This is a genomic window from Pseudomonas sp. GZJR-8, from assembly GCF_002916705.1.
In the GTDB taxonomy this organism is placed as follows: domain Bacteria; phylum Pseudomonadota; class Gammaproteobacteria; order Pseudomonadales; family Pseudomonadaceae; genus Aquipseudomonas; species Aquipseudomonas synxantha_A.
In genome coordinates, this window is sequence record NZ_JXSI01000011.1 from 158,003 (window position 1) to 183,873 (window position 25,871).

The following is a 25,871-nucleotide window of genomic DNA, read 5'->3' on the forward strand; positions in this document are numbered from 1 at the left end:
CAAACGATGATATCTCGCACCAGCCATTAGAAAAATTGGGGTAAGCCTTGTTGCGTTCCCATCTGCCCCTCAATGCCCTGCGCGCTTTTGAAGCCTCGGCGCGCCATTTGAGCTTTACCCGCGCGGCCATCGAGCTATGCGTGACCCAAGCCGCAGTCAGCCATCAAGTCAAAAGCCTCGAGGCGCAGCTCAATGTCACGCTGTTCAAGCGCCTGCCACGCGGCCTGATGCTCACTCGCGAAGGCGAAACCCTGCTGCCGGTGTTGCGTGAAGCCTTCGACCGCATTGCCCACACCCTGGGCCAGTTCGAGGGCGGTCACTACCGCGAGGTGCTGACAGTGGGCGCGGTCGGCACCTTCGCCGTGGGCTGGCTATTGCCTCGTTTGGCGGATTTCCACAGCCGCTATCCGTTTATTGATTTGCGCCTGTCCACCCACAACAACCGCGTTGATGTCGCTGCCGAGGGCCTGGATTACGCCATTCGGTTTGGCGCAGGCGCCTGGCATGGCACCGAGGCCTGCCCTTTGCTGGAAGCCCCGCTGACGGTGTTGTGTGTGCCGCAGATTGCCGAGCAATTGCACAGCCCGGCCGACGTGTTGAAGTACACCTTGCTGCGCTCTTACCGTGCCGATGAGTGGAGCCTTTGGTTGCAGGCTGCCGGGTTGCCGGCAGACACCCTGGTGCCGCGCAGTATCGTGTTCGACTCGTCGCTGGTGATGATGGAGGCCGCCTTGCAAGGCAGCGGTGTGGCCCTGGCGCCAGCGTTGATGTTTTCACGCCAGTTGGAAAGCGATGTGATCCGCCAGCCGTTCGATGTGGGGATCACGACCGGCAGTTATTGGTTGACCCGTTTGCAGTCACGCAACGAGACACCCGCGATGTTGGCGTTCAAGGGGTGGTTGCAGACGTGTATTGAATAAGAATGTGGAAGGCGGCGGCTAGGCGAGGTATTTGCGGAACCAGCCCAGGGTGCGCTCCCAGGCCAGGTTGGCTGCTGCCTCGTCATACCGCGGCGTTGAGTCATTGTGAAAACCGTGGTTGGCGCCTTGGTAGATGTAAGCCTCATACGTCGTGCCCGCAGCTTTCAACGCCTGCTCATACGCCGGCCAACCCTCATTGATCCGCGTATCCAGTTCCCCGAAATGCAACATGATCGGTGCCTTGATGCGCGGCACGTCTTTGGCCTCGGGTTGGCGCCCGTAGAACGACACCGCAGCGCCCAGTTCCGGGTAGGCCACCGCCGCCGCGTTGGTCACGCCGCCGCCGTAACAGAAGCCGGTGATGCCGACTTTGCCGGTACTGCTGTCGTGGTGCATCAGCCATTCGATGGCGGCGAAGAAGTCGTTCATCAGTTTGGTCGGGTCGACAGTCTGTTGCAGCGCCACGCCTTTTTCATCGTTGCCGGGGTAGCCGCCCACGGACGTCAGGCCATCGGGTGCCAGGGCAATGAAGCCGGCTTTGGCCAGGCGCCGGGCCACGTCTTCGATATAGGGGTTCAGGCCACGGTTTTCATGCACCACCACCACGGCGGGCAGTTTTGCCGCAGCCTTGGACGGGCGCACCAGGTAGCCGCGCACCGTGCCGTTGCCCTTGGGCGAAGGGTAGGTGATGTAGTCGGCGACGATATCCGGATCGGTGAATTTGACCTGTTCGGCCAGGGCGTAGTTGGGGCTCAGGGCTGCCAGCAGCGCCGAGGCGGTGAGGCCGCCCAAGGTGAACAGCGCGGCACGGTCGAGAAACTCGCGGCGGTTGATCTTGCCGTGGGCGTAGCCGTCGTAGAGTTCCAGCAGTTCGGGAGCAAAGTCCTTGGCGGTAAGACGGGGCATGGGTGCAGTCCTCGATCAGCGGTTGCAGTCACTGTAGACCAGGATCACGCCTCGCGACCATGGGCGGCCGCGGCCAATTGCCCGGTGTCGACGCGTACGAAAACTGAATCGCCGATGGCCGTGAGCACGTCACCGGCGTACACCTCGCAGACCACGCGGCTTTTGCGCCCGATGTCGCCTTCGACCCGTGCGCGCAGGGTCAGCGGCACGCCCATCGGTGTGGGCTTGATGAATTTGATCCCCAGGTTGCCGGTGACGCAGTCGATGCGCGGCAGGCTGCCGGGTTCGCGCTGTTCGGCGCGGTAGTGGTAGGCCATGGCGGTCCAGTTGGAATGGCAATCCACCAGCATGGCGATCAGGCCGCCGTAGACCAGGTCTGGCCAGCCGCTATATTTGGCTTCGGGTTGATGCTCGGCGACCACGTGTACGCCATCTTCGGCCCAGCGGCTCTTGATATGCAGGCCATGGGGGTTGCTGCTGCCGCAGCCGTAGCAGATGCCTTCTGGCGCGGTGATGTCTTGGAGAGAAGCGGTGGTCATGCAAAGTCCTTGTTATTGTTCAGGCGACTTCCCTGTTTAGCAGGCCACGCGTCAGCGGGCAAACTTCTTCGCCCCGGCCACGCAGCCGATCACCGCGAACGTCACCAGCACCATGCCCAGGCTGACCTGCTCATGCAGCAGGCCCGCGGCCAGCGCCAGGCCGAAGAAAGGTTGCAGCAGCTGCAACTGGCCGACTGCGGCAATGCCGCCCTGGGCCAGGCCGCGGTACCAGAACACAAAGCCGATCAACATGCTGAACAGCGCCACGTACCCCAGGCTCAGCCACGCCGGCAGGCTGATGCCGCTGAGGGTCGAAGGCGCCAGCAGCAGGCTCAACGGTGCCACCAGCGGCAGCGACACCACCAGCGCCCAACAAATCACCTGCCAGCCACCCAGGCTGCGCGACAGCTTGGCGCCTTCGGCATAACCCAGGCCGCAGACCAGCACCGCCAACAGCATCAACAAGTCGCCTGCAGGGGCGGCGCTCAAGCCTTGGGCAAAGGCGTAACCCATCACCAACAGGCTGCCCAGGATGGAAAACAACCAGAACACTGGCTTGGGTCGCTCGCCGCCACGCAGCACGCCAAATACCGCCGTGGCCAGGGGCAGCAGGCCGATGAAGACGATTGAATGGGCCGAGGTCACGTATTGCAGGGCCAGGGCTGTGAGCAGTGGGAAGCCGATCACCACGCCCAGAGCGACGATCACCAAGGGAGCCCATTGCTGACGGGTGGGGCGTTTTTCCTTGAATAGCCACAACAGGCAGCCCCCCAGCAGGGCGGCGAGGGTGGCGCGGATCATGGTCAGGAACACCGGGTCGAACTCCATGACCGCCAGGCGCGTGGCCGGCAGCGATCCGCTGAAAATCACCACGCCGATAAAACCGTTGATCCAACCCTGAGTGCTGACATCCAGGGTGCCGAAGCGGGCGATGCGTTCCATGGCGGTATGTCCGAAAGTGGGGTTGCGTGCGGCTCATGCTAGGGCTGAAGATTAGGACAATCAAAAAATTGTCATGGATACATCCCGATGCCCCGTGCGCGCTACAAATTGCTGGTCGATACCTTCGCCGAGGCCATCCGCAGTGGGCAGATGCCTGCCGGCGCGCGCTTGCCCACCCATCGTCAGTTGGCCGCTGAGCATGGCTTGGCACTGGTCACCGCGAGCCGGGTGTACAGCGAGTTGGAAGCCATGGGCCTGGTCAGTGGCGAGACCGGTCGCGGTACCTTCGTGCGTGAAATCACCTTGCCGCCGGGGCAGGGCAGCGGGCAGATGACGGTGGCGCCGGGCCTGCTCGACCTGAATTTCAACTACCCGTCCTTGCCTGGGCAGGCCGAGCTGTTGCGCACGGCGTTGCGCCAGTTGGCGTTGTCGGGCGATCTGGAGGCACTGCTGCGTTACCAGCCCCATGCAGGGCGCGTGCATGAGCGCGCCGCCATGGCCCGGCACTTGTTGAATCGAGGACTCACGGTGGCCGCCGAGCAGGTACTGGTGGTCAGCGGCGCCCAGCACGGCTTGGCGGTGACCCTGATGACGTTGCTCAAGCCTGGGGATGTGATCGCGGTGGATGCGCTGACTTATCCGGGCTTCAAGGCGCTGGCCGAAACCCTGCACCTGGAAATCGTCGCCATCCCGGTGACCACGGCCGGCCCGGACCTGGACCATCTGCATAGCCTGTGTCGCCAGCGCCCGGTACGTGCGGTATACAGCATGCCAACCCTGCATAACCCGCTGGGCTGGGTACTGAGCCTGGAGCAGCGCGAGCGTTTGGTGGCGATTGCCCGGCAGCACAACCTGATGATCGTCGAGGATGGCGCCTATGCGTTTCTCGCCGAAGATGCACCTGCGCCGTTGGCGGCACTGGCCCCGGAGCGCACGGTGTATGTGGGTGGGCTGTCCAAGAATGTCGCCGCCGGTTTGCGCATAGGGTTTATCGCGGCGCCTTCAGCTTGGGTGAGCAGGTTGGAACGTACGATCATGGCCACCACCTGGAGCGTGCCAGGCGTGATGAGTGCCATTGCAGTGGCCTGGCTCGAAGACGGTACGGTGGCGCAACTGGAGGCGCAAAAACGCGCGGATGCCCAAGCCCGCCAGGCACTGGCAGCCCAAGTGCTGACGGGCGTGCGGTATGTCAGCCATTCGTCATCGTATTTTTTGTGGCTGCCTTTGGCAGAAGAGGCTCGCGCCGATCAAGTCGTCATGACCTTGCAGCGCGAAGGCATTTGCGTGTCCACCGCCGAACCGTTCGCAGTCTCGGCCCAGGTGCCCCACGCACTGCGCGTGGCCCTGGGGTCGGTGCCGATGGCGCAGTTGCGTGGGGCCCTGGAGACGATACGCAAAGTGGTGGCGTGGTGAGCTGTGCTCAGTATTTGTAAGCCTGGCGCCCGATCAGCAACCACTTGCCGTGTTGCTTCTGCCAGACCTGGAAGTTGTCGATATCGGTTGGCGTGTCCACACCACTGTTCACCGCCAGAGCATGGAAGTGGTTGCGCACCAGGGCGGTATCGCCATTAAGGGTGATGGTCTGGTTCTGCATTTCCAGAGTCTTGAAGGCGCTGGTGTGGGTTTGCAGGTCGGCGATAAATTGCGCCTTGTTCTGCACTTTGCCGCTGGAGTGGCCGTAGGTGAGCGTGTCGGATGTCAGCGCGTGAAGTTGCTTGACGTCCAGATGCAACATGGCTTGGGTCAGCTGGTCGACTGCCTGGGCCACTTCCTTTTCAGCGGGGGCAGCGGCGACGTAGCCGGAGAACAGGCACAGGAAGCCGATCAGCACTTTGAGGTTGGGCATGGGTGTTCCTTGTTTTTGTTGGGTGGATACGACGAGGTATGTCGTCGTACAACCATGCAATAATTTCGGCAGGGAAGGAAAGTGAAATTTTGAAATGGGCTGAGATGATTCGAGGTTAGAGTGGTAACCAGCACCCCATAGCCGAGGTAAAAATGGCTTTTGACTGGCACAGCGACCCTCTCACCCGTGGGACACCGGTGACCCCGGGCTATAAAAACACTCAGAACGTGCGCCGTTTCATGCGTGATCAGTGCGGGCCGACGTTCAAGTTCAACCGCCCCTTTATGGCGTGGATTCTCAATGGCGTCCCCAAGACTATGGGTGATGTGGTGGACGAGTGGCAGCGTCGCGAGGTGACGCTGCCCTAAGCCACGGTGCTTGATTGCAAATACAGCAAAATGTAGGAGGGGGCTTGCTCCCGATGGCGGCCTCAGGGCCGACCAGGATGTTGGATCAGGCCGAGTACATATCCATTGCTGCGGTAACGACCACTATTGGTTCCGCTTTTACAGCGGGTCACTTTTGAAAAGCGCAAAAGTAACCCAAACGCTCTTGCCCCACCACTCGGCACCTCGCTTCGGCTCGGTGTGCCCGTAATCCGACATGGATTTGGGGGGCCGCCGCCACGCGCCATCCATGGCGCGTGGCGGCTAAACCGGCATCCCTGCCGGTTTACCCCCCAAATCCCTGTCGAATTCCGGCCAGCGTGGTTTAACGGGGCGCCTCAGATCAAAAGCAGATCAAGAGCAAGATCAAGAGCGGCTCGCTTCGCATCGTGGTTACTGTTGGCGACTGCAAAGTTGTGTAGATACCCTCCCATATTTGAATTGCTTTTATTCGCTGGGCAGCGGTGGTGTGCGTGGCGGTATCACGCGTTTGCTGCCGGTGGCTTCAAACGCTGCGGCAAAGCGCAGCAGCGCCGAATCATCATAAGCACGCCCGGCAAACGTCAGCCCCACCGGCATACCGATATCCGCCATCACGCCCATCGGCACGGTGACGGTGGGCACGCCCAGGTGGCGAATCGCGAGGTTACCGTTGGCCACCCACACGCCGTTGCTCCAGGCGATGTCGGCAGACGCTTCGTTCACGTCGGCATCGGCCGGGCCTACATCGGCTACGGTCGGAAACAGCACGGCGTCGAGGCCGAGGTTGTCCATCCAGTCTTCCAGATCCAGGCGTCGGGTTGCTTCCAGGCCACGCAGGCCATCGGGCACGGTACCGATCTGGTCCCACGGTGTGATGCCGCGTTGGGCCATGCGCACGTATTCATCCATGCCGGCGGCGAGGTCGTCTTCACGGTTGGGCAGGGTACCGGGGTCATGGGGGAAGATCTTTGGTCCGTCCACATCCGCCAGGCGGTTGAGCGCCGGATCGTTGTTGGCGCGCAAGAAATCATCAAAGGCCCAGGCAGATAGCTCCCACAGTTCGTCGTGGAGGAACTCCTTGGACACCAGGCCACGGGTAAACACCGTTGGCGCGCCGGGGCGGTCGCCTTCGCAGTTGGATACCAGCGGGAAATCCACCTCGATCACTTCGGCGCCGGCGGCCTCCAGCGCCTGGCGGGCGGCTTGCCACAACTCGATCACCGTGGCGCGGGTATTGATCCTTTGCCCGGTGGGCCCGCCGATACCGGGTTTTTCGCTGGTGCCGGCGTCGGGGTCGGCATTGATGTACATGCGCGGCACGCCAAAGCGCTTGCCGGCCAGGCTTTCGCTGCTGGTGGCCAGTGCGGCGTATGAGGTCGGGCGCACCGAGGTGACGCTGGGGATCGGCACCCAGGGTTGCAGGCGCCACAGGTCGCCGCGCTTGTCGGGGTCTTCGGCCACCACGACGTCGAGCACTTCCAACAGGTCGGCCATGGTGCGCGCATATGGCACCACGACGTCCATCGTCGGGGTCAATGGCCAATTGCCGCGTACCGAAATCACCCCACGGGAAGGCGTGTAGGCACACAAACCATTGTTGGAGGCCGGGCCGCGGCCACTCGACCAGGTTTCTTCAGCCAGGCCAAACGCTGCAAAGCTGGCGGCGGTGGCAGTGCCCGCGCCGTTGGAAGAACCGGACGCAAATGGCGCGGTCAGGTAGTCGGCGTTGTAAGGGCTTTCGGCGCGGCCATACACGCCACGCTGCATGCCGCCATTGGCCATCGGCGGCATGTTGGTCTTGCCCAGGCAGATCGCGCCACCGGCACGCAGACGCTCAATGGTGAAGGCATCGCGCTGGGCCACCAGCTTGGCAAACGCCGGGCTGCCGGATGCGGCCGTCAGACCTTTGACCAGGTAACTGTCCTTGGCCGTGTAGGGAATACCCTCCAACGGTCCCAGGGTCTGGCCCTTGGCGCGGCGCGCATCCGACGCCTCGGCTTCTTTCAGGGCGTCAGGGTTGCGCACCACCACGGCGTTCAGCGCCGTAGCTGTCTGCGGGCCATCGTAGGCATCGATCCGTGCCAGGTATGCCTGGACCAGTTCAACGGCCGTGGTCTGCCCGGCTTCAAGCGCAGCGCGCAATTGGGCAATGGAGACTTCAGTAACTTGCATCACGTTTTTTCGCCGCCTTCACGTGGGGGGATGGCGGCAGTCTACGTACAGATATTTCACAAAACCAGCTAAGGTGGCCGCGATGACTACCATTGCGCTTCAAGGAAGAGACAATGCACAGACCCTATATTGCTCTGGTTGCCCTGCTGGGATTTACCCTCTACACGGCGGCGACGATGCTCACGGCCGAGCAATCACTGCTGGCATTTGGACGCGAGCTGATGTCGCGGCCTGATACCGCACAGGTGGTGATTGACCTGTATTTGATGGCGGTGCTGGCGTGTGTGTGGATGTACCGGGACGCGCGCGGACGAGGGCGCTCCGTGGCGTCGTTGATCCCGTATTTCCTGTTGACGGCGGTGTTCGTGTCGGTAGGGCCGCTGCTGTATATCGTCGTTAATGGGTTCTCGCGACGCACCTGACGGTAGATGCCAACGACAGTAACCACGATGCGAAGCGAGCCGCTCTTGATCTTGATCTGCTTTTGATCTTAGGCGCCCCGTCAAACCACGCTGGCCGTAATTCGACAGGGATTTGGGGGGTAAACCGGCAGGGATGCCGGTTTAGCCGCCCCGCGCCATGGATGGCGCGTGGCGGCGGCCCCCCAAATACCTGTCGGATTACGGGCACACCGAGCCTAAGCGAGGTGCCGAGTGGTGGGGCAAGAGCGTTTTGCTTAATTTTGCGCTTTTCAAAAGTGAGCCGCTGTAAGAGCGGGACCAATAGTGGCCGTTACCCAAATAACGGATATGTACTCGGTCTGACCCAGCATCCTGATCGGCCCTGAGGCCGCCATCGGGAGCAAGCCCCCTCCCACAGTTTCGGCGTCGCACCAAAGTTGTGAAGATACCTATGCTTACCGGGCGCAAGTCCCTCCCACAGTTTGATCAGGTAAATACTCACCTGCCTTCGTTCAAACGCCTTTGGTCGAAGGCAGCAGTACCGTCAAGATGCCCACCAACGGCAAGAACGAGCACAGTTTGTAGACGTATTCGATCCCGTGGTTATCGGCAAGCAACCCCAGCAACGCCGCGCCAATCCCGCTGAAACCGAACATCAGGCCGAAGAATATCCCAGCGATCATGCCCACGTTGCCCGGCACCAGTTCCTGGGCAAACACCACAATGGCCGAGAACGCCGAGGCGATGATGAAACCGATGACCACGCTGAGTACGGCGGTCCAGAACAGGTCGACGTAGGGCAGGGCGAGGGTGAACGGCGCGGCGCCGAGGATCGAGAACCAGATGACTTTCTTGCGGCCGATCTTGTCGCCGATCGGGCCCCCGGCGAAGGTGCCGACCGCCACCGCGCCAAGGAACAGGAACAGGTACATCTGCGAGCTGGCCACCGACAGCTGGAATTTTTCAATCAGGTAGAAGGTGAAGTAGCTGGTCAGGCTGGTCATGTACCAATACTTGGAGAACACCAGCACGGCCAGAACCACCAGGGCGAAAGTCACACGGCCTTTGGACAAGCCATGGGTCGCCTGGCTGCCCTGTTTGAGCTTGAACAGATTGAGATGGTGACGGTACCAGCGGCTCAAGCCATACAGCACCAGGATCGCGAACACCGCAAACAGGCCGAACCAGGCGATATGGGTCTGGCCGTAGGGAATGATGATCGCTGCCGCCAGCAAAGGGCCGAACGCGCTGCCGGTGTTGCCGCCGACCTGGAAGGTCGACTGCGCCAGGCCATAGCGCCCACCGGACGCCAGGCGTGCGACCCGCGAGGTTTCCGGGTGGAAGGTCGACGAGCCGACACCCACCAGCCCCGCCGCGAGCAGAATCGCCGGGAAGTTGCCGACAAACGCCAGCATCAAAATACCGATCAAGGTGCACACCATGCCCGCCGGCAACAGCCAAGGCTTGGGGTGGCGGTCGGTGTGATAGCCGATCCACGGTTGCAGCAGGGAGGCGGTCAACTGGAAGGTCAGGGTGATCAGGCCGACCTGGGTGAAGCTCAGGCCGTAGTTGGCCTTGAGCATCGGGTAGATCGACGGCAGCACGGCCTGGATCAGGTCATTGATCATATGCGCCAGGGCGCAGGCGCCGAGGACGCGCATGACCAGAGGGCTTACCTGGGGTGTCGTGGTGGCAGCGGCGGGTGTCGCGGTGAGGCTCGACATGCGGGCATTCCATACAAGGCAGCGAACAGGGGCAGACAGTACTTTAGCTGGCAGCCATTTCTAATTGTTTCGAAAGCTATGCTAAATTCGAAGAAAATGCCTGTCTCGCGAAATTCGGGCATAAACCATCGCAAAAAGGGCGAAACAATCAAATCCCTAGACAAATTTCTCCAAGAGATCGATGAAGGCGATTGGGCCGTCATCAGCTCGGCCACCGATTATCCGGAAAACTGGGTGATCCCGGAACACAGCCACAACAAGCATCAACTGCTCTATGCCATTGGCGGGGTGATGGTGGTGTATTCGGCGCTGAATCAATGGACGGTGCCACCCAACCGTGGCTTCTGGATGCCGTGCGGGCAAGTCCATTCGCTACGATGCGTGGGCACGTTGAAGATGCGCAGCGTGTTCGTGCGCCCGGACAGCTTCCCGAACCTGCCAGCCGAGCCGAAGACGGTGACGGTTTCGCCGCTGTTGAGTGAACTGATCAAGGCCTCGGTCAGCCTGAAGCCGCCGTATGCCGAGGACTCACGCGATACCAGGATCATGCACCTGATCCTCGACGAACTGGCGATCCTACCGGACTTGCCGTTGTCCCTGCCGCAGCCTGCCGACCCGCGCCTCAGCCAGATTTGCCTGGCGTTGCAGGACGAACCGGGGGATGCCTCCACCGTCGCCGATTGGAGCGCGCGCCTTGGGCTGGATCAAACCACCATTCAGCGCCTGTTTCGCAAGGAAACCGGCATGACCTTCGGCCAATGGCGCCAGCAGGCGCGGCTGCTGCTGGCGCTGGAGCGCATAGCGGTAGGGCAGAAGATTATCGACGTGGCATTTGAACTGGGTTACGAAAGCCCCAGCGCCTTTACCAGCATGTTCAAGAAACAGTTTGGCAAGACGCCGAGTCATTTTTTCAGGTAGCACCGCTGATAACACGAGCTTGCACAGCACGGCGTGACGTCAGGCAGGCGAGCAGGGTGGCGACTACCAGCAAGCCGGCACTGAGTTCAAAGGTGGCCTGGTAGCCGCTCAGGTCGAACGCCACGCCGCCGACGGTGGCGCCGGCAGCAATCGCCAATTGGATGATAGCCACCATCAATCCGCCGCCGGCTTCGGCGTCATCGGGCAAGGTCTGCGCCAGCCACGTCCACCAGCCCACAGGTGCGGCGGTTGCCACCAGGCCCCAACTGCCGAGCAATAGCGTGGTTATGATCGTTGAATGGCCCCATTCCACCAGCGCAAGTGCGAGGCCTGCCATGATCAGCGGGATGGCAATCAGTGTCGGGTACAGGTTGTGCTTGAGGAAACGTTCAATCAAAAACGTACCGGCCAGGCCTGCCAGGCCAAGCACCAACAGCATCAACGACAGCGTAGACACCTCAACCCGCGTGACGCTTTCCAGAAACGGGCGCAGGTAGGTGAACAACATGAACTGGCCCATGAAGAACACGCTGACGGCGAACATGCCCAAGGCCACCTTGGGGTTTTTCATCAGGCGCAACGCATTGGCGGTTTTCGCCTCACCCTGGTTTTTCAGCGCGGGCAGGCTGGCGAGCAGCCATACCAGTGCAACCACCGCGACCGGCACCACGCAGAAGAACGCACCGCGCCAGCCGATGATCCCGCCGAGAAAGCTGCCCAGCGGCGCAGCGATCACCGTTGCCAGCGCGTTGCCGCCGTTGACGATGGCAAGGGCCCGCGGTATCTGCGCTTGCGGCACCAGGCGCATCGCCGTGGCCGCCGACAATGACCAGAAGCCACCAATCGCCACGCCAATCAAGGCTCGACCGAGCATGAACACCAGGTAATTGGGCGCGAACGCTACCACGGTGCCGGAGATAATCATCAGCAGCGTCAACGCCATCAACAGGCGCTTGCGGTCCACCCGTGTAGCGATCGAGGCGATCACCAGGCTGGTGAGCAGGGCAAACACCCCGGATACGGAAATGCCCTGGCCAGCCTGGCCTTCGGTGATGTGCAGGTCGGCGGCCAACGGTGTCAGCAGGCTGACGGGCATGAATTCGGAGGCGACCAGGGCGAACGCGGCGAGCGACATCGCCAGCACTGCGCCCCAACTGCTTTTGATAGGTGTATCAGACATGGCGTAAACCCGTTAATGCGTCAATGGCCTGCGCATTTTCCGGATCAAACCCCAGGTTCCATAGTTCGATTCGCCAGATTACTTGCCTGATCCTCTGAGTCTCGCGGTATACCTGGGACTCGCGAGGCGTGCGGGAGTAAAGTTGCGCAAAGAGGCAAACGAGTCCGCTATGAGCATCCACCCTGCGTCCCTGCAAACCCTCGCGCACTCCATCGAGTCGCGCACCCCGTCGCCCGGCGATTACCCCATGCCGATTCCCGGGCTGGGGTTTTATCGGCGTGAGCAACCCGCTGCGCCAGTGGTGTGCATGGTTGAGCCGTGCATCGTGCTGGTGGCCCAAGGCGAGAAGCAGCTATGGGTCGGCGGCGAGGGCTACCCCTACGACACTTCCCGGTTCCTGGTGACATCGCTGGACATTCCGGCCAATTCCGAGGTGCTGGTCGCCAGCCCCGAGCAACCTTGCCTGGGGCTGACGTTCAAACTGGACTTGCGCATGTTGGCCGAGCTGATCGCCCAGGGTGGTTTGCCGCCGGCTCGTGAGCGTGCAGTCATGAAAGGCGTGGGGATCGGCACGGTCACCGACGGCATGCTGACCGCATTCGCGCGCCTGGTGGCGTTGCTGGATGAACCCGAAGCAATCCCGGTACTCGCGCCGTTAATCCAGCGCGAGATTCATTACCGGTTATTGAAAAGCGACCAGGCCGGCCGCCTGCGCCAGATCTGTTCGGTGGACGGGCAGGGTTATCGGATTGCCAAGGCCATCGACTGGCTGAAGTTGAATTTCGATGCCGCCCTGCGTGTGGAAGAACTGGCTGCGCGGGTGCAAATGAGCGCGGCGACCTTCCACCATCACTTCCGGCAACTGACTGCGATGAGCCCGCTGCAGTACCAGAAATGGCTGCGTTTGAATGAAGCGCGACGATTGATGTTGAACGAGCACCAGGATGTCTCCAGTGCCGCGTTCAAAGTTGGGTATGAGAGCCCGTCTCAATTCAGCCGTGAGTACAACCGGCTGTTTGGGGGGCCGCCCAAGCGTGATATTGCCACGTTGCGAGGCAGAAGCATGGCTCAAGTCAGCGCGGAAAATACAGAACATCAGTCATGCAAACAGGCGTAGGGGCTGGACAGGTTGGGGAAGTCGAACCTGCCGAGTTTTTTACAGGGCATATATAGCTATTTCTGCTAACGGTTATTAGTAACGCCTCTAAGTAGCTGTTAATGTTGACAGTAGACAGGCAGATGAAAAAACGTACATTTCTCATATCGATGCTGAGCTTAATGCCTGATCGATTTTTTTGGACTTTATTTAAATCATGATCAGGAGTGATAGAGATGAGTGATGTATTTTTGAGTCTTAAGCTGGAAACGCCCGGTATTTTTACACTGGAACTTGACGAAGGTGATGGCGTTATCACAACGTTAACGACTTTTGACTAATTGGACCCGTCGAAAGTGCAATATAATGCCTTTGTGCCCTATGGCAGTACGTTAGAGACGATACCGGTTGTTATAGAGTCCGGTGACGATGATGTAGTGGGTGACCATATACCCTACGATGTAAAGGTTTCCGCTAAAAAATCGGGCAGTCAGCCTATTTGGATATTACATAATCTGGCTCCGTACGGGAGACTAGTAAAGGTGGCGCCAGGGATGAGTTATGAATTGGAATTTTCTTCTGAATTCTATAGCGATTATACATTTGTCAATAGTGTAAAAGGGTATTAGGTGTAGATATTTGTGAGCCAAGGCGGGCATTATTGGTTCGGCTGGCTAAGTAGTGCCGGTCGATTGCGGTGAGGGCTGATCTACCGACACATGCTGGCCGAAAAGAGCATCAAAGGGTCATTGTTTGGACAATGCCGCCATGGAAAGCTTTTTCGGCACGCTCAAGAGCGAGTTTTTCTAGCTGGAATCATTTGAGAGTTATGAGCTTCAGTCGTTATTGTCGCGAATTCGTCTAAAGAACTGCCGAGATTGACAGTCGACAAACACATTAACACCAATTATTTTAATTGAGGTTAAATCATTGTTTGTTCTTGTTATTCATTAACGTCTAAGTGTGGGAGTGCTGATCATGAAACCTGTGAGTCTGGAATTTACGTTGATCGAACCTGACGATATTATTTTGAACTATCAGTCCGAGGGCAAGATATTTATATGCTTAAAGCGCTGCACAAGGAGACCCGTTGGGGCACTACCCTAAGGTTGGCAGGCGTGCTGAGTGTGCAACCTTCTAATGCTAATTTAAAGACGGCTGTTGTTCTCGTTTCAATAAAAAATATTGGTGAAACTGCTGTTTTATTGGACTATATCCCTTACGTGCCGGGGGACAGTGTTGAGGTGCACTTTGGATTGGTCGATGATTGTGCAGTTGAGGGTGTTGGTTAATGCGTTTGAACGACAGTTGTCGCCGCTTTTTTATTAGGGTTCAAACAGAGGGCAAGCATCCTACCCTTGCACGAATAATGCCCGGCAACTGAATTCGGGGATCCAGTTGCAATAACCGAAATCGCTGCGTTTGAACGAGGCGCGACATGGTCGCCCTGCGGGGCAGGGCGGGGGTTACTGATCCGGGGCCAGGTTAGCGTAGAAAATGCAGCCGATCAGCCGCGCAAACAGGCTCAGGGTTTCGGGCAGGTTGGGGTCATCGAACAGCATTGCCCGTGAGTCCAGCGCGCACAGCGCGCCGAACAGGCGCCCATCGGGTAAAAAGATCGGTGCACCGGCATAGCTTTCGATGGCGTATTGCTTGACCACCGGGCGCGAGGCAAAGCGGCCGTTATGGCTGATCTGCGGGATGAACAGGGCTTGAGGGTCGATGCAGAACTCACTGCACAGGGTAGTTTCGAGGTCGAGTACGTCGTCGACATTGATGCCCATTTGCAGAGGGTCGTAGGCCGAACACACCACCCATTCCAGGTCGGTGAATTTGGCAATGCCGGCAAATCTCATCCCGGTCAGGCGCGTGACCAGCTTGAGGATGTTGGTAGTCGCTTCGATTTCTGCAATAGCGGCGCGTTCGTCTGCGCTGAGTAACGATTGTGCGGTGACGCTTGAAACCATGCTGGGCACTCCAGTGGCGTGGTCGCTTGGCGCGACCACGCACAGTCAGGTCTTAGTTAATCCGTGGATGCTGCTGCACCAGGTTTTCACGCTTGGCTTGCAGCGCGGCAATCTCGGCGTCGATGTCTTCGATCTTCTGCTCGATGTTGTCGTGATGCTCCTGCAGCAGTTCTTTGGCTTCTTCCATGTCGGAAGCCGCCGGGGCCGCGCCGCGCAGTGGCTTGTTGGCGGTTTCTTTCATGGTCAGGCCGGTGACCAGGCCAACCACGGCAAACACCATCAGGTAGTAGGCGGGCATGTACAGGTCGTTGGTGCTTTCCACCAGCCAGGCGACGACGGTTGGCGTGACGCCGGCGATCAGCACCGAGACGTTGAATGCACTGGCCAGGGCGCTGTAGCGCAAGTGCGTTGGAAACATTGCTGGCAAGGTCGAGGCCATCACGCCGATAAAGAAGTTCAGCACGATCGCCAGGATCAGCAGGCCGCTGAAGATCAAGCCGGTCTTGCCGCTGGTGATCAGCATGAACGCCGGGATCGACAGAAACAGCAGGCCGATGCTGCCGGCGATGATGAACGGCTTGCGGCCGATCTTGTCGCTGACAAAGCCAATGAATGGCTGCACGAACAACATGCCGACCATGATCGCGATGATGATCAACACGCCGCTGTTTTCGGCGTAGTGCAAGTTATGCGACAGGTAGCTGGGCATATAGGTGAGCAGCATGTAGTACGTCACGTTGGTCGCCGCGACGATCCCGATGCAGGTCAACAGGCTGCGCCAGTGTTTGGTGGCGATTTCCTTGAACGAGACTTTAGGGCCGTGGCTCAGGCCTTCGCGGTCGCCCTGTTCAAGCTTGTCGACATGCTGCTGGAACGCTGGAGTCTCTTCCAGTGCGTGGCGCAGGTACAGGCCGATGATGCCCAGGGGCAGGGCAAGGAAGAACGGCAGGCGCCAGCCCCAGGATTCGAATTCCGCTTCGCCGAGCACGGTGGAGATCAGTACCACCACACCCGCGCCGAGGACGAAACCGGCAATCGAGCCAAAGTCCAGCCAACTGCCGAGGAAGCCGCGCTTGCGGTCCGGGGCGTATTCGGCCACGAAGATTGACGCACCGGTGTATTCGCCGCCTACCGAGAAGCCCTGGGCCATTTTGCACAGCAGCAGCAGGATTGGCGCCCAAATGCCAATGGAGGCATAGCCGGGAATCAAGCCGATGGCGAAGGTGCTCAGGGACATGATCACGATGGTGGCAGCGAGGACTTTTTGCCGTCCGTACTTATCTCCCAAGGCACCGAAGAACAGACCGCCCAGTGGGCGAATCAGGAAGGGCACCGAGAAGGTACCCAATGCGGCGATCATTTGTACGCTGGGGGACGCATCGGGGAAGAACACCTTGCCCAGCACATAGGCGACAAAGCCATACACGCCGAAGTCGAACCATTCCATGGCATTGCCAAGGGCGGCGGCGGTGATCGCCTTGCGCATCTTGTTGTCGTCGACAATGGTGATGTCTTTCAAGCCGATGGGTTTGACGCGTTTTTTCCGTAGTTTCATGCGGGCCACTCTAAAGCTGAACGGGGAGGTGCCATCGCTACGATGGCACCGCTCTGTCAGTTCAGATACAAGTGGACACGAAAAAATTCACCGCATCGGGTGTTTTTTCTCGCATTAGCGAAAATATCGTGTGAGTGCCCTCGCGGCGGCGTGCGAATCCACGCCTCAACCAAATTTAAATGTGGGAGGGGGCTTGCCCCGATAGCAGTGCTGCCAGACGCTTATTATTAACTGACTCACCGCCATCGGGGGCAGGCCCTCTCCCACATTGGGTCGTCGCTGCTTTGAGCATTTCGTTCGCTTAACTGACTGCGGCGACGATAGCGATATTGGCTAAACTCCGCTCGCAGGCTCATGCCGCAAATGGAGACGTCATTTGTATGCCAAACCGCTATTCACGCCTCATCTACCGCCAACCACGACTGGCCGATGTCCAGCGGTTGTTTGCGATCTTCGGTGATCCGCAGACCAATCTGTTCAACCCGGCCGGGCCCATGCCCGATCTTGCGACGGCTCAACGCTTGTTGGCTCACTGGATGGCGCAATGGGCCACTCACGGCTACGGCTGGTGGGCGATTGCCCGTAAAGAAGCGCCCGAACACATCATCGGGTTTGGCGGCATTGCACCGCTTAACTATCTGACCCAACGACGCATCAACCTCGGTTATCGCTTTGCCGTCGAAGCCTGGGGGCAGGGCTACGCCACCGAGGTGGGCCGTGACGCGTTGGAGCTGGCTTTTGTAACCTTGGGTTTGCCCGAGGTTTTCGGTCTGGTACGACCCGATCATGCCGCGTCGATCCGCGTACTGGAGAAGATTGGCATGCAGCCCTTCGGCCTGCTGGACGACGTACCTGGCCAAGCTCCCAGCTTGGTGTTGCGGGTTTGTCATCCTACAACTGCTGGCACCTGACGTTTTTCGTACTTACGTAATTCCTCGATAAACGGTGCTTGTTCAGATTGACACTGCGCAGGCGTCCCGATATAAAAGCCATAGTTGTACGACGACATATGACGTTACATGTGTCCTGCCTAACAAAAATAAAAAAGTGATGCCATGAATCTGAACGAGCCCATCAGTGCCTATCGTGTCGGCCAGGCGGTCGGCAGCTATCGCTGGACGATCTGCGCGATGCTGTTTTTCGCGACCACGGTCAACTACCTCGACCGTCAGGTGCTGAGCCTGTTGGCGCCGCAACTCTCGACACAATTTGGCTGGAGCAACACCGATTACGCCAACATCGCCGCGGTGTTCCAGTTCGTCTACGCGATTTCCATGCTGTTTGCCGGGCGGTTTGTCGACAAGATCGGTACCAAGGCCGCGTATGTGGTGGCGATCGGCATTTGGTCCACTGGGGCGATCATGCATGCGTTTTCGGTGCCGATGGGCGAGGGCATTGCGGCGGTCAGCAGCGCTGTCGGCCTGGTGGTGATTCCGGTGTCGATTGCCGGGTTCATGCTGTCGCGTGCCGTGTTGGCGATCGGCGAAGCGGGTAATTTCCCTATCGCGATCAAGGCCACCGCTGAATATTTTCCCAAGAAAGAACGCTCACTGGCTACCGGCATCTTCAACTCCGGTGCCAACGTCGGCGCGATCCTGGCGCCGATCTGCGTGCCGTTGATCGCAGGCTGGTGGGGTTGGGAAGCGGCATTTATAGTCATTGGCATGTTGGGGTTTGTGTGGGTGGCAGTCTGGGCCGCCGTGTACGAAAAACCGGAACAGCAAAAACGACTGTCCGCTGAAGAACTGGCCTATATCCGCAGCGATCAGACCGTACAGCCTTTCACTCCTGAGCCTACGGGCGCCAACGCAAAGAAAGTCTCCTGGTTCAAACTGCTGACTTACCGCCAGACGTGGGCGTTCGCCTTTGGCAAGTTCATGACTGACGGTGTGTGGTGGTTTTTCCTGTTCTGGTTGCCCACCTACCTGTCGGCGCAGTACGGCATGAAAGGCGCGGATATCGTCATGCCGCTGGCGGTGCTGTACAGCATGACCATGGTCGGCAGCATCGGTGGCGGCTGGTTCCCGAGCTACTTCATGGCGCGCGGCGATGCACCCTATGACGGGCGTATGAAAGCCATGCTGGTGATTGCGCTGTTCCCGCTGGTGGTGTTGCTGGCACAGCCTCTGGGTTACCTGAGCTTCTGGGTACCGGTGCTGCTGATTGGCGTGGGGGCCTCGGCGCACCAGGCGTGGTCGTGCAATATCTTCACCACCGTGTCCGATATGTTCCCGCAGAAAACTGTGGCCTCGGTGGTCGGCATTGGTGGCATGGCAGGGGGCCTGGGCGGTGTGGTCATGACCAAGATCGGCGGTTGGGTGTTCGACTACTACAAGTCTGTCAACGACATCCACACCGGCTACATGATCATGTTTGCCATCTGCGCCCTGGCTTACCTGGTGGCCTGGAGCGTGATGAAGGCATTGGTGCCCCGTCACAAGGAAATTACTGATCTTTAGGGGCCGCTTCAGGCAACCGTAGAAACGCCATCAGCGCGGCAACGATGGCTTCTGGTGCATCTTCTTGCACCAGATGCCCGGCGTGGGGGATACGCAGGTAGCGTGCCCCGGCCAATCTGCCAGCGAGTGCATCGCCTTGCGCCAGCGGGATCCACCGGTCTTCTTCACCCCACAGCAGCAGCACCGGGCAGCGGACGCTGGCGAGTTGATCTTCTATCGCATCGGTATAACGCTGATCCATTTGCACGATCTGTCGGTAAAAGGCGGCCTGGCCAATCTCGCCCGTCCATGGCGTGACATAAGCTTGCAATACCTCGGCAGGCAGCGACTTGAAAGCGGCGCCCTGAAGATAGGCACGCACGATCGCTTCATGGATGTATGCCGGCGCATCGCTGAAGGCCCGTTCATGTTGACGCACATGCTGAATCAGCGGCGAACCCCAGGGCGCCAGGGCAACGGGATCGATCAGGGTGAGGCTGGCGTAGTTGCAGCCATCCAGCAGATGCGCGCGCAGTGCCGTGGCACCGCCGAAATCATGGGCGAGTAGATGAGGACGTTCCAGGCCCCAATGTTCAAGCAGTGCGGCCAGCAAGGTGTTTTGCACGCCGAGGGAGATGTCCTGCCCCGGCGCCTTTTGCGACTGGCCGTAGCCGAGCAGGTCGTAATAGAACACTCGACAGTGCTGGGCGAACAATGGCGCGATGCGTCGCCACACATGAGCAGAGAAAGGCGTGCCATGCACCATCACCAAGGCCGGGCCCTGAGTACCGAGTTGGCCCCAGCGCACCGCCTGCCCGTGAAAGTCGAAAGTTTCGCGCAGTGCCAAGGCATCACTCGCGTGGGTCATGATTGAATCTCCCCTAAAGCATCGTGGGTTGTGACGGTCTTTACGTCCGCCAAGATGATACGAACTGCCATTACTACGCCGATCAATACCGCGGCCAGGCCCGCTGTTTCCATGGGCGTTGGCCAGCGCTGGTGAAACCACAAGCCCAGCAGGCTGGCGAACAGTGATTCGAGGGCAATCAACTGGCCGCTCAATACCATGGGCAGGCGCCGCGTCGCGGCGTTCCAGGCCCAGGCGCCGACGACGGTGGACATCATGGCGATCACCAGGCTCCAGGCATACAGCGGCCATGCCTGGCTCCAGCCAGCGCCAAGGGTGGGCAACCGCAACACGCCCAACACGTATAGCCACGGGAGGATGATCAGCGCAGCGGCACCGGCCCCCACTAGCATCAGGGCGGTCCACACACCTGTCACCTTGGCCGGCAGGTGCGCCAGTTGCTGTTGGTTGATCACGCTGAACGCCATCCATAAGGCGACGGCGCCCAAAGAAAAAAACAGACCGGCCAACCAGGAGCCGCTGCCCGAAGAGGGCTGGTGCAGACTGCTGATATTGACCAGTAACAGCCCCACCGAGAGACAGAGCAACGGCATAACCAGTTGACGCCACTGCAGGGTTTTATCGCTGGCGTTGCCTATCAGCGCCAGCAGCACCGGGACCATCCCGACAAACGCTGGCGTCAGCACCGGGCCACCGACGATCACGCCGCCTGCAATGCAAACGCCGTAGCCCAGGCAACCCAGTGCGCCCAGCAGTGCCGCGAGCAGGCACTGGCCATGGCTGAGCATCCGCAGTTGCGCTCGACACACAATCATCCAGACGATGCCCAGCCCGCCGGCTATCAGAAAGCGCACAGCCATCAGATCGTAGAGGCTGTAGGCCCCGGTGACGTAGGGCGCAATGAAGTTCAGTGCCCAGCCAAGGGTGGCGACCACCGCGCATATCACGCCGGTAAAGACTGAAGCTTGGGAAGTGCTCATCAGGCTGATCCATGAAGTAATGGATCCATGGTGCCCAGCCGCACGGCTGTGCTACAAACGAGTTCTCGGCCCTTGATGCATTACCTCAGATTATGAATCTACTTGGCAAAACCTTACCGCCCCTCGCCAGCCTGTTGCCGTTTGAAGCCGCTGCGCGCCTGGAAAGTTTTTCCAAGGCGGCCGATGAGCTGCACATCACCCAGGCGGCTGTCAGCCGGCAGATTCGCGGGCTGGAAGATAACCTGGGGGTGAAACTCTTTAGTCGGCGCAACCGTGCGGTGTTCCTGACGCAAGAGGGGCGTGAATTGGGGCGGGTGGTCAGTGCCGCGTTGCAAAGCATCAGTGATGGCGCGGCTCAGCTGCGCACGGCGCCGCAACGCAATCGGGTGGTGCTGTTGTGCCAGTTGTGCGAGGCGTTTTATTGGTTGATGCCGCGCCTGTCGACCTTCCACCAGCAATACCCGCAGGTCGAGATCCAGGTGGTGACCTGTACGCGGCCCATCACGCAATTCGAGGGCCACTTCGATGTCGCCCTGCAAAGTACCCGGCGCGCCAGTGGTGCCCATACGCTGATGTTTACCGCTTCTGATGAAGTGTTTCCGGTGTGCAGTCCCGCCTACCTGTGCCCGCAGCAGCCGTTACCGCTCTCTGAGTTACAGCCTTGCACCTTTTTGCACCATAGCTCTGAACCTCCGCACTTGATGGAGTGGGATGAGTGGCTGCAGGTGTTCGGGCGGGCGTTGGCCAAAGATGCGCGCAGTGCCACCTTTGACAGCTACCCGCTGATGTTGCAGGCGGCGGTGGAAGGGCACGGTGTTGCGATGGGCTGGCGTCGCACCGCCAGCAGGCTGATTGACAGTGGGGCACTGGTGCGCCCCTGTGCTGAAAGCGTGTTTCTGCCGGAGGCTATTTCGGTGTACAGGCAGCATGGGGCAAGCAGTCGGGGGAAGGTGGCTGCGTTGCTGGCCTGGCTTGAAGCGCAATTGCACAAGGACGACTGACAGGGGCGTCGCCGCCCCTGTCACACCCGGTTATTTATTACGGGTGACGCGCCAAAGGGTATTGGCCAGGTCGTCGGCAATGATCAACGCACCTTTGGGGTCCACCGTCACGCCCACCGGGCGCCCACGGGTCTTGCCGTCGTCACCACGAAAGCCGGTGGCGAAGTCGATGGGCTCGCCCGCCGGCTTGCCATTGCTGAACGGCACAAAGATCACCTTGTAGCCCACCGGCGCGTCGCGGTTCCAACTGCCGTGCTCGCCGACGAACACACCCTCGGCGAATTTTTCACCCATGGCCGGGATGGAAAAGTCCACCCCCAGCGCGGCCACATGGGAACCCAGGCTGTAATCGGGCTTGATCGCCGAGGCTACTTTGGCTGGGTTCTGCGGTTGTGCGCGTGGGTCGACGTTCTGGCCCCAGTAGCTGTAGGGCCAACCGTAGAAGGCACCTTCGCGCACTGACGTCAGGTAGTCCGGCACCAGGTCGGGGCCGAGTTCATCGCGTTCGTTGACCACCGTCCACAGTTGCCCGGAGCCCGGTTGGATGGTCAGTGCCGTGGGGTTGCGTAGCCCGGTAGCGTAGGGTTTGTGCGCGCCAGTGACCGCGTCGATCTGCCAGACCATGGCGCGGTCAATCTCAACTTCCATGCCGCGCTCGGTGATGTTGCTGTTGGAGCCGATGCCCACATACAGCTGGCGCCCGTCATCACTGACCGCCAAGGACTTGGTCCAGTGGTGATTGATCTGCGCCGGCAGGTCGGTGACTTTGACCGGCGGCGCACTGGCCTTGGTCTGGCCGTCGGCGTAATCGAAACGCACCAGCGCGTCCTGGTTGGCCACATAGAGTTTGCCGTCGGCGTATGCCAGGCCATAGGGGGCGTTGAGGTTGTCGGCGAACACAGTCTTGAGTTCATAGGTGCCGTCGCCGTCGGCATCGCGCAGCAGGGTAATGCGGTTGCCGCCTTTGACCTTGGTGTTGCCCTGAGCCTTGATCACGCTGGCAATCACGTCCTTGGGCTTGAGCTTGGCCGCACTGCCGCCACGGCCTTCGGCTACGAGGATGTCGCCGTTGGGCAACACCAGAGTTTGGCGGGGGATTGCCAGGTCGGTGGCGATGGCGGTCACGCTGTAGCCTTCGGGCACCTTGGGCTTTTGTTCGCCCCAAGGCGTGGGCTCGGCGATCTTCATGCTCGGCAGCAGGCTGCTTTGTTGTTCGGGCAGCTTGGGATCGGGGCCGCGGGCCTGGGTCTTGTCACCTTCGCCGCCACAGGCACTCAGCAACAGGGCAGCGCTGAGCACGGTCAATGTGTTGAGTGGTTTCATCGGGCAGCTCCTGAGCGCAGGTTGGTCAAGCCGATCCAGGTGGCGATGATCGCCAGGGCGGTGACAATCGCCGACAGCACCAGGCCGGTGGGCATCATGGCGTACGCGTCCTTGGCGTGTTGGAAGGCATTGATCAGCCCGAGTACCCAAGTAGCCAGCAACAGCAGGAAATACGCCACGGGGCGCCCGCCCTTGTGTTCGGCACGCACCAGGTTGACCAGCGCAAACAACAGGGCAAAACCACAGAACACCAGCGCCCCGGCGATCAGCCAGGAGGCGAAGTTGGCCCATTGGATCTGGTAGCTCTGGCCGTAGGCGATATCACTGAGCAAGGCGCCGAGAAACAACGGCACGGTGCCGGCCAGTAAGGTCCCATGTAGCGGGCCAGGTCTGACGACGGGGTAGGTGGGTAGGGTAGTCATGTCGGTGGCGGCTCCTTATCGTTCTGCACCCTGGACTCAGGGCGCGCTGACTTCGCATAGGAAAGGAGCCTGTCATTTGTCAGAAAGTTCATTGAGAGGTGAAGATGTTTCCTGGCAGATGTACCTGGATGTGTTTACGACGCCAGCTCCATGACTCATCCTGCTTGGCCCCAACAAGGAATCGTTTTATGCCAACCCTGCATCTGTTGTGCGGCAAGATCGCCTCCGGCAAGTCCACGCTCGCCAAAACCCTGGCTGCCGAGCACGCGGCCATTGTGCTCAGCGAAGACCACTGCTGCCGCGCCCGCCTGCATGAGCGTAACGTCCGGGGTGAGCATGACTTTGCCGCGACCGACGCCGAGTTCGACCTGATCACTCGCCACTTCTGCGTGCCGAGTGAAGAAGAAGGGCTGGTGATCAAGGTGCATCGGCCATGAGCACCCAACAACCTGCGGGTATCGATGCCGACGGCTTTATCCTCACCGTCGCCGATGCGCCTATACAACCCGAATTCAAGCCCGTGCTGGTGGATATCTGCGCCACCCTGTCCCAGCCCGCGTTGGGGCTGCACGGGATTTACCTGTATGGCAGCGTCGCACGGGGCCAGGCCGAGGTCGGGATTTGCGACTTGGATCTCACGCTGATACTGATCGAACCACCGGATGCGCCCGTGCTTGAGCAATTGGAGGCGGCTCGAATCGCCTTGGAGCAACGGCATCGGCAAGTCACCAAGATCGATTTCGACATCGGTCATTGCGCTCAAGTGTTGGCGCCCGAAAACCGAAACAGTTGGGGCTTCTGGCTCAAACATCATTGCCGCTGTATCTGGGGCGAAGACTTGTCACTGCACTTCGAAGCGTCTCGCCCGTCCCGGGCTATCGCCTTGGCGATCAATGGTGATTTCGAGCAGGCGCTCACGGACTACCTGGTGCGCATCGAACAGGCCAGCACTGAACACATACGCCATCGCTTGCAGCGGGAAGCTTCGCGGGCCTTGATCCGCGCCACCCATACCCTGCGCCCGAAAGAAGCACGGATGTGGCCGCATACGCTGGAAGAATACGTCGCGCTATTCGTTGAGCATTACCCCTCGATGCGCGTACACATTGCCTATTTCCTGTTTGAAGCACGCAACCCAAGCGCCGAGTGCGAGACGTTCAGCACGCGATTGCGCGCATTTTTAAGTTGGATGGTTTCAGCGGCTGGAGAAAGGAATCAATCGAATGCGTGAGCGCCCGCAATCGTCTAACTCTTTTCAGGATTGAAAAAGCGCTCGGGTCGGCAAGGCGCCAGGGCAGGGGACGTTATGCTCTCCATGATCTCTTCACTGACCAACTGCCCCACGATGGCCGCAAGTGTCACGCCTGGATGCATCACGCAGACATACACACCGTTGGCACTCGGCAACTCGCCAATGATCGGCAGGCCATCGACGGGGATGGGCCTGAGCCCGACGCACGCCAGTTGTGGCTGGATGGAAGTGACGCCCTCAAGCTCACCGGCAATGGCCAGGGCGGTGCGGCGGGCGATGGCGGCGGGCTGATGTTCCGGGGCGTTGCCAAGGTAGTCTTCGGCTGCCAGCCAAATACCCTCTGCACTTTCGCGTACTTCCATTTCAGGGTTGGAAATGAGCGTGTGCACAATCCCGGGCGGGGCGCTGTAGCGGATGAAAATCGCTGGCGAGGCGTCTATCGGCAAGGGCAAACCCAGCAGGCTTGTCAGTGCTGCCGTGCCCGTTCCGGCTGCGAGCACCACCCTGTCGGCATGGATGACGCCCCGGCTGGTTTCAACGCCGGTGACCTGCGAACCCTGCCTGCTGAAGCCCAGCACTGGGTTGTGTGTCAGCAGCCTGGCACCGAGGGCCTGGGCGGCGGCTATTAACGCATGGGTGGTTTGTACAGCGTCCAGTGCGCCTTCTTCGGCTTTGAACTGAGCGTATTCAGGCGGGTTTTTCAACTGCGGCTCAAGTGCCTGGATACGCTCACGAGTGATCCGTGAGTTCGCCCTGGGTTGAATGTTTGGGCCGTAACACAGGGCGCCCGTCCAGCGTATCTTCACGTCGGGCAACTCATGTTCCAGGCGGTGATACGCGTCAATCGCAGCACTGCGCAATGAGGCGATGGGGTCGGGTGCGTCGCAGGTAGTGTTTATCCAGGCAAACGAAGTAGCCGTGACCCCGCAAGCAACGTCACCGGCATCGACCACCGTCACCTTCGCACCCTTGCCGGCCAGGTGATAGGCCAGTGAAGCCCCGACGATACCGGCGCCAATGACCACAATGCGCTTGCCCTGATTCATGTCCGCT

At 60.0% G+C, this 25,871-nt stretch carries 26 protein-coding genes; 12 read left to right on the forward strand and 14 right to left on the reverse strand.

What is annotated here, in order from left to right; translation table 11 throughout:
* Positions 1-47 precede the first annotated feature (47 nt).
* Complete coding sequence (locus TK42_RS20685) at positions 48-920, forward strand: LysR family transcriptional regulator (RefSeq protein WP_103735006.1); 873 nt, start codon at positions 48-50, stop codon at positions 918-920.
* 18 nt (positions 921-938) lie between these two features.
* Here the strand turns inward: TK42_RS20685 and yghX are convergent, their stop codons facing one another.
* From yghX to TK42_RS20700, 3 genes are read right to left on the reverse strand one after another with little or no spacing between them, the layout of a single operon-like run.
* Positions 939-1,826: a YghX family hydrolase gene (gene yghX, locus TK42_RS20690; protein ID WP_005787912.1), complete on the reverse strand. Its 888-nt coding sequence runs from the start codon at positions 1,824-1,826 to the stop codon at positions 939-941.
* 44 nt (positions 1,827-1,870) lie between these two features.
* A complete protein-coding gene (locus tag TK42_RS20695; protein WP_103735007.1) occupies positions 1,871-2,365 on the reverse strand; it encodes a PaaI family thioesterase in 495 nt (164 codons plus the stop codon).
* Positions 2,366-2,416: 51 nt separating this feature from the next.
* On the reverse strand, positions 2,417-3,307 hold the full coding sequence (locus TK42_RS20700) for a DMT family transporter (RefSeq protein ID WP_032880867.1): 891 nt from the start codon (positions 3,305-3,307) through the stop codon (positions 2,417-2,419).
* An 87-nt stretch (positions 3,308-3,394) separates the two neighbouring features.
* Here TK42_RS20700 and TK42_RS20705 point away from each other — a divergent pair, with 87 nt between their 5' ends.
* On the forward strand, positions 3,395-4,720 hold the full coding sequence (locus tag TK42_RS20705; RefSeq protein ID WP_103735008.1) for a PLP-dependent aminotransferase family protein: 1,326 nt from the start codon (positions 3,395-3,397) through the stop codon (positions 4,718-4,720).
* 7 nt (positions 4,721-4,727) lie between these two features.
* Here the strand turns inward: TK42_RS20705 and TK42_RS20710 are convergent, their stop codons facing one another.
* Positions 4,728-5,153 carry a nuclear transport factor 2 family protein gene (locus TK42_RS20710; protein WP_032880870.1) on the reverse strand — a complete coding sequence of 142 codons (426 nt, stop codon included), beginning with the start codon at positions 5,151-5,153 and terminating at the stop codon, positions 4,728-4,730.
* 152 nt (positions 5,154-5,305) lie between these two features.
* Here TK42_RS20710 and TK42_RS20715 point away from each other — a divergent pair, with 152 nt between their 5' ends.
* Entirely contained in the window at positions 5,306-5,521 is a 216-nt protein-coding gene (locus tag TK42_RS20715; protein ID WP_103735009.1) for a DUF6434 domain-containing protein, read from the forward strand.
* A gap of 465 nt (positions 5,522-5,986) precedes the next feature.
* On the opposite strand, the gene TK42_RS20720 is transcribed toward TK42_RS20715, so the two are convergent.
* Positions 5,987-7,696, reverse strand: coding sequence for an amidase (locus TK42_RS20720; RefSeq protein WP_032880872.1), 1,710 nt, complete (start codon positions 7,694-7,696; stop codon positions 5,987-5,989).
* A 110-nt stretch (positions 7,697-7,806) separates the two neighbouring features.
* Between TK42_RS20720 and TK42_RS20725 the strand changes: the two genes are divergently transcribed.
* Entirely contained in the window at positions 7,807-8,115 is a 309-nt protein-coding gene (locus TK42_RS20725; RefSeq protein WP_103735010.1) for a DUF2834 domain-containing protein, read from the forward strand.
* A 491-nt stretch (positions 8,116-8,606) separates the two neighbouring features.
* Here TK42_RS20725 and TK42_RS20730 read toward each other — a convergent pair whose 3' ends face one another.
* Positions 8,607-9,818 carry an MFS transporter gene (locus tag TK42_RS20730; RefSeq protein ID WP_078821240.1) on the reverse strand — a complete coding sequence of 404 codons (1,212 nt, stop codon included), beginning with the start codon at positions 9,816-9,818 and terminating at the stop codon, positions 8,607-8,609.
* A gap of 96 nt (positions 9,819-9,914) precedes the next feature.
* On the opposite strand from TK42_RS20730, the gene TK42_RS20735 reads away from it, so the two are divergent.
* Entirely contained in the window at positions 9,915-10,736 is an 822-nt protein-coding gene (locus TK42_RS20735; RefSeq protein WP_032880875.1) for a helix-turn-helix domain-containing protein, read from the forward strand.
* On the opposite strand, the gene TK42_RS20740 is transcribed toward TK42_RS20735, so the two are convergent.
* Complete coding sequence (locus TK42_RS20740) at positions 10,729-11,916, reverse strand: MFS transporter (protein ID WP_103735011.1); 1,188 nt, start codon at positions 11,914-11,916, stop codon at positions 10,729-10,731. The genes TK42_RS20735 and TK42_RS20740 overlap by 8 nt on opposite strands.
* A gap of 169 nt (positions 11,917-12,085) precedes the next feature.
* Here TK42_RS20740 and TK42_RS20745 point away from each other — a divergent pair, with 169 nt between their 5' ends.
* Together TK42_RS20745 and TK42_RS26840 are read left to right on the forward strand one after the other, a co-directional pair.
* Positions 12,086-13,033 carry an AraC family transcriptional regulator gene (locus TK42_RS20745; protein WP_103735012.1) on the forward strand — a complete coding sequence of 316 codons (948 nt, stop codon included), beginning with the start codon at positions 12,086-12,088 and terminating at the stop codon, positions 13,031-13,033.
* 1,040 nt (positions 13,034-14,073) lie between these two features.
* The gene (locus TK42_RS26840) at positions 14,074-14,304 is read left to right on the forward strand and encodes a hypothetical protein (RefSeq protein WP_146097889.1); all 231 of its coding nucleotides are present in this window, start codon (positions 14,074-14,076) and stop codon (positions 14,302-14,304) included.
* Positions 14,305-14,478: 174 nt separating this feature from the next.
* On the opposite strand, the gene TK42_RS20750 is transcribed toward TK42_RS26840, so the two are convergent.
* Positions 14,479-14,979 carry a GAF domain-containing protein gene (locus TK42_RS20750; protein ID WP_032880879.1) on the reverse strand — a complete coding sequence of 167 codons (501 nt, stop codon included), beginning with the start codon at positions 14,977-14,979 and terminating at the stop codon, positions 14,479-14,481.
* A 52-nt stretch (positions 14,980-15,031) separates the two neighbouring features.
* Entirely contained in the window at positions 15,032-16,534 is a 1,503-nt protein-coding gene (gene proP, locus TK42_RS20755) for a glycine betaine/L-proline transporter ProP (RefSeq protein ID WP_005787944.1), read from the reverse strand.
* Positions 16,535-16,914: 380 nt separating this feature from the next.
* Between proP and TK42_RS20760 the strand changes: the two genes are divergently transcribed.
* Both TK42_RS20760 and TK42_RS20765 read left to right on the forward strand, forming a co-directional pair.
* Complete coding sequence (locus tag TK42_RS20760) at positions 16,915-17,445, forward strand: GNAT family N-acetyltransferase (RefSeq protein ID WP_032880880.1); 531 nt, start codon at positions 16,915-16,917, stop codon at positions 17,443-17,445.
* A gap of 144 nt (positions 17,446-17,589) precedes the next feature.
* Positions 17,590-18,993, forward strand: coding sequence for an MFS transporter (locus tag TK42_RS20765; protein WP_103735013.1), 1,404 nt, complete (start codon positions 17,590-17,592; stop codon positions 18,991-18,993).
* Here the strand turns inward: TK42_RS20765 and TK42_RS20770 are convergent.
* Both TK42_RS20770 and TK42_RS20775 read right to left on the reverse strand, forming a co-directional pair.
* Complete coding sequence (locus TK42_RS20770) at positions 18,980-19,840, reverse strand: alpha/beta fold hydrolase (RefSeq protein WP_103735014.1); 861 nt, start codon at positions 19,838-19,840, stop codon at positions 18,980-18,982. The two genes, TK42_RS20765 and TK42_RS20770, sit on opposite strands and share 14 nt — an antisense overlap.
* On the reverse strand, positions 19,837-20,820 hold the full coding sequence (locus TK42_RS20775; RefSeq protein ID WP_103735015.1) for a DMT family transporter: 984 nt from the start codon (positions 20,818-20,820) through the stop codon (positions 19,837-19,839). The genes TK42_RS20770 and TK42_RS20775 overlap by 4 nt, the downstream gene beginning before the upstream one ends.
* Before the next feature lie 92 nt (positions 20,821-20,912).
* Here TK42_RS20775 and TK42_RS20780 point away from each other — a divergent pair, with 92 nt between their 5' ends.
* On the forward strand, positions 20,913-21,821 hold the full coding sequence (locus TK42_RS20780; protein ID WP_103735016.1) for a LysR substrate-binding domain-containing protein: 909 nt from the start codon (positions 20,913-20,915) through the stop codon (positions 21,819-21,821).
* Between the two features lie 30 nt (positions 21,822-21,851).
* Here the strand turns inward: TK42_RS20780 and TK42_RS20785 are convergent, their stop codons facing one another.
* Together TK42_RS20785 and TK42_RS20790 are read right to left on the reverse strand one after the other, a co-directional pair.
* Positions 21,852-23,144, reverse strand: coding sequence for a sorbosone dehydrogenase family protein (locus TK42_RS20785; RefSeq protein WP_103735017.1), 1,293 nt, complete (start codon positions 23,142-23,144; stop codon positions 21,852-21,854).
* A complete protein-coding gene (locus TK42_RS20790) occupies positions 23,141-23,566 on the reverse strand; it encodes a DUF2231 domain-containing protein (protein ID WP_005787957.1) in 426 nt (141 codons plus the stop codon). Before TK42_RS20790 ends, TK42_RS20785 begins: the two co-directional genes overlap by 4 nt.
* Before the next feature lie 188 nt (positions 23,567-23,754).
* Here TK42_RS20790 and TK42_RS20795 point away from each other — a divergent pair, with 188 nt between their 5' ends.
* Both TK42_RS20795 and TK42_RS20800 read left to right on the forward strand, forming a co-directional pair.
* The gene (locus tag TK42_RS20795) at positions 23,755-24,003 is read left to right on the forward strand and encodes an AAA family ATPase (RefSeq protein ID WP_103735018.1); all 249 of its coding nucleotides are present in this window, start codon (positions 23,755-23,757) and stop codon (positions 24,001-24,003) included.
* Positions 24,000-24,797 (forward strand): DNA polymerase III subunit beta, encoded by a 798-nt coding sequence (locus tag TK42_RS20800; RefSeq protein WP_103735019.1) that lies wholly within the window; start codon positions 24,000-24,002, stop codon positions 24,795-24,797. The genes TK42_RS20795 and TK42_RS20800 overlap by 4 nt, the downstream gene beginning before the upstream one ends.
* Positions 24,798-24,811: 14 nt before the next feature.
* On the opposite strand, the gene TK42_RS20805 is transcribed toward TK42_RS20800, so the two are convergent.
* Positions 24,812-25,864 carry an FAD-binding oxidoreductase gene (locus TK42_RS20805; RefSeq protein ID WP_078821255.1) on the reverse strand — a complete coding sequence of 351 codons (1,053 nt, stop codon included), beginning with the start codon at positions 25,862-25,864 and terminating at the stop codon, positions 24,812-24,814.
* Positions 25,865-25,871: the final 7 nt, after the last annotated feature.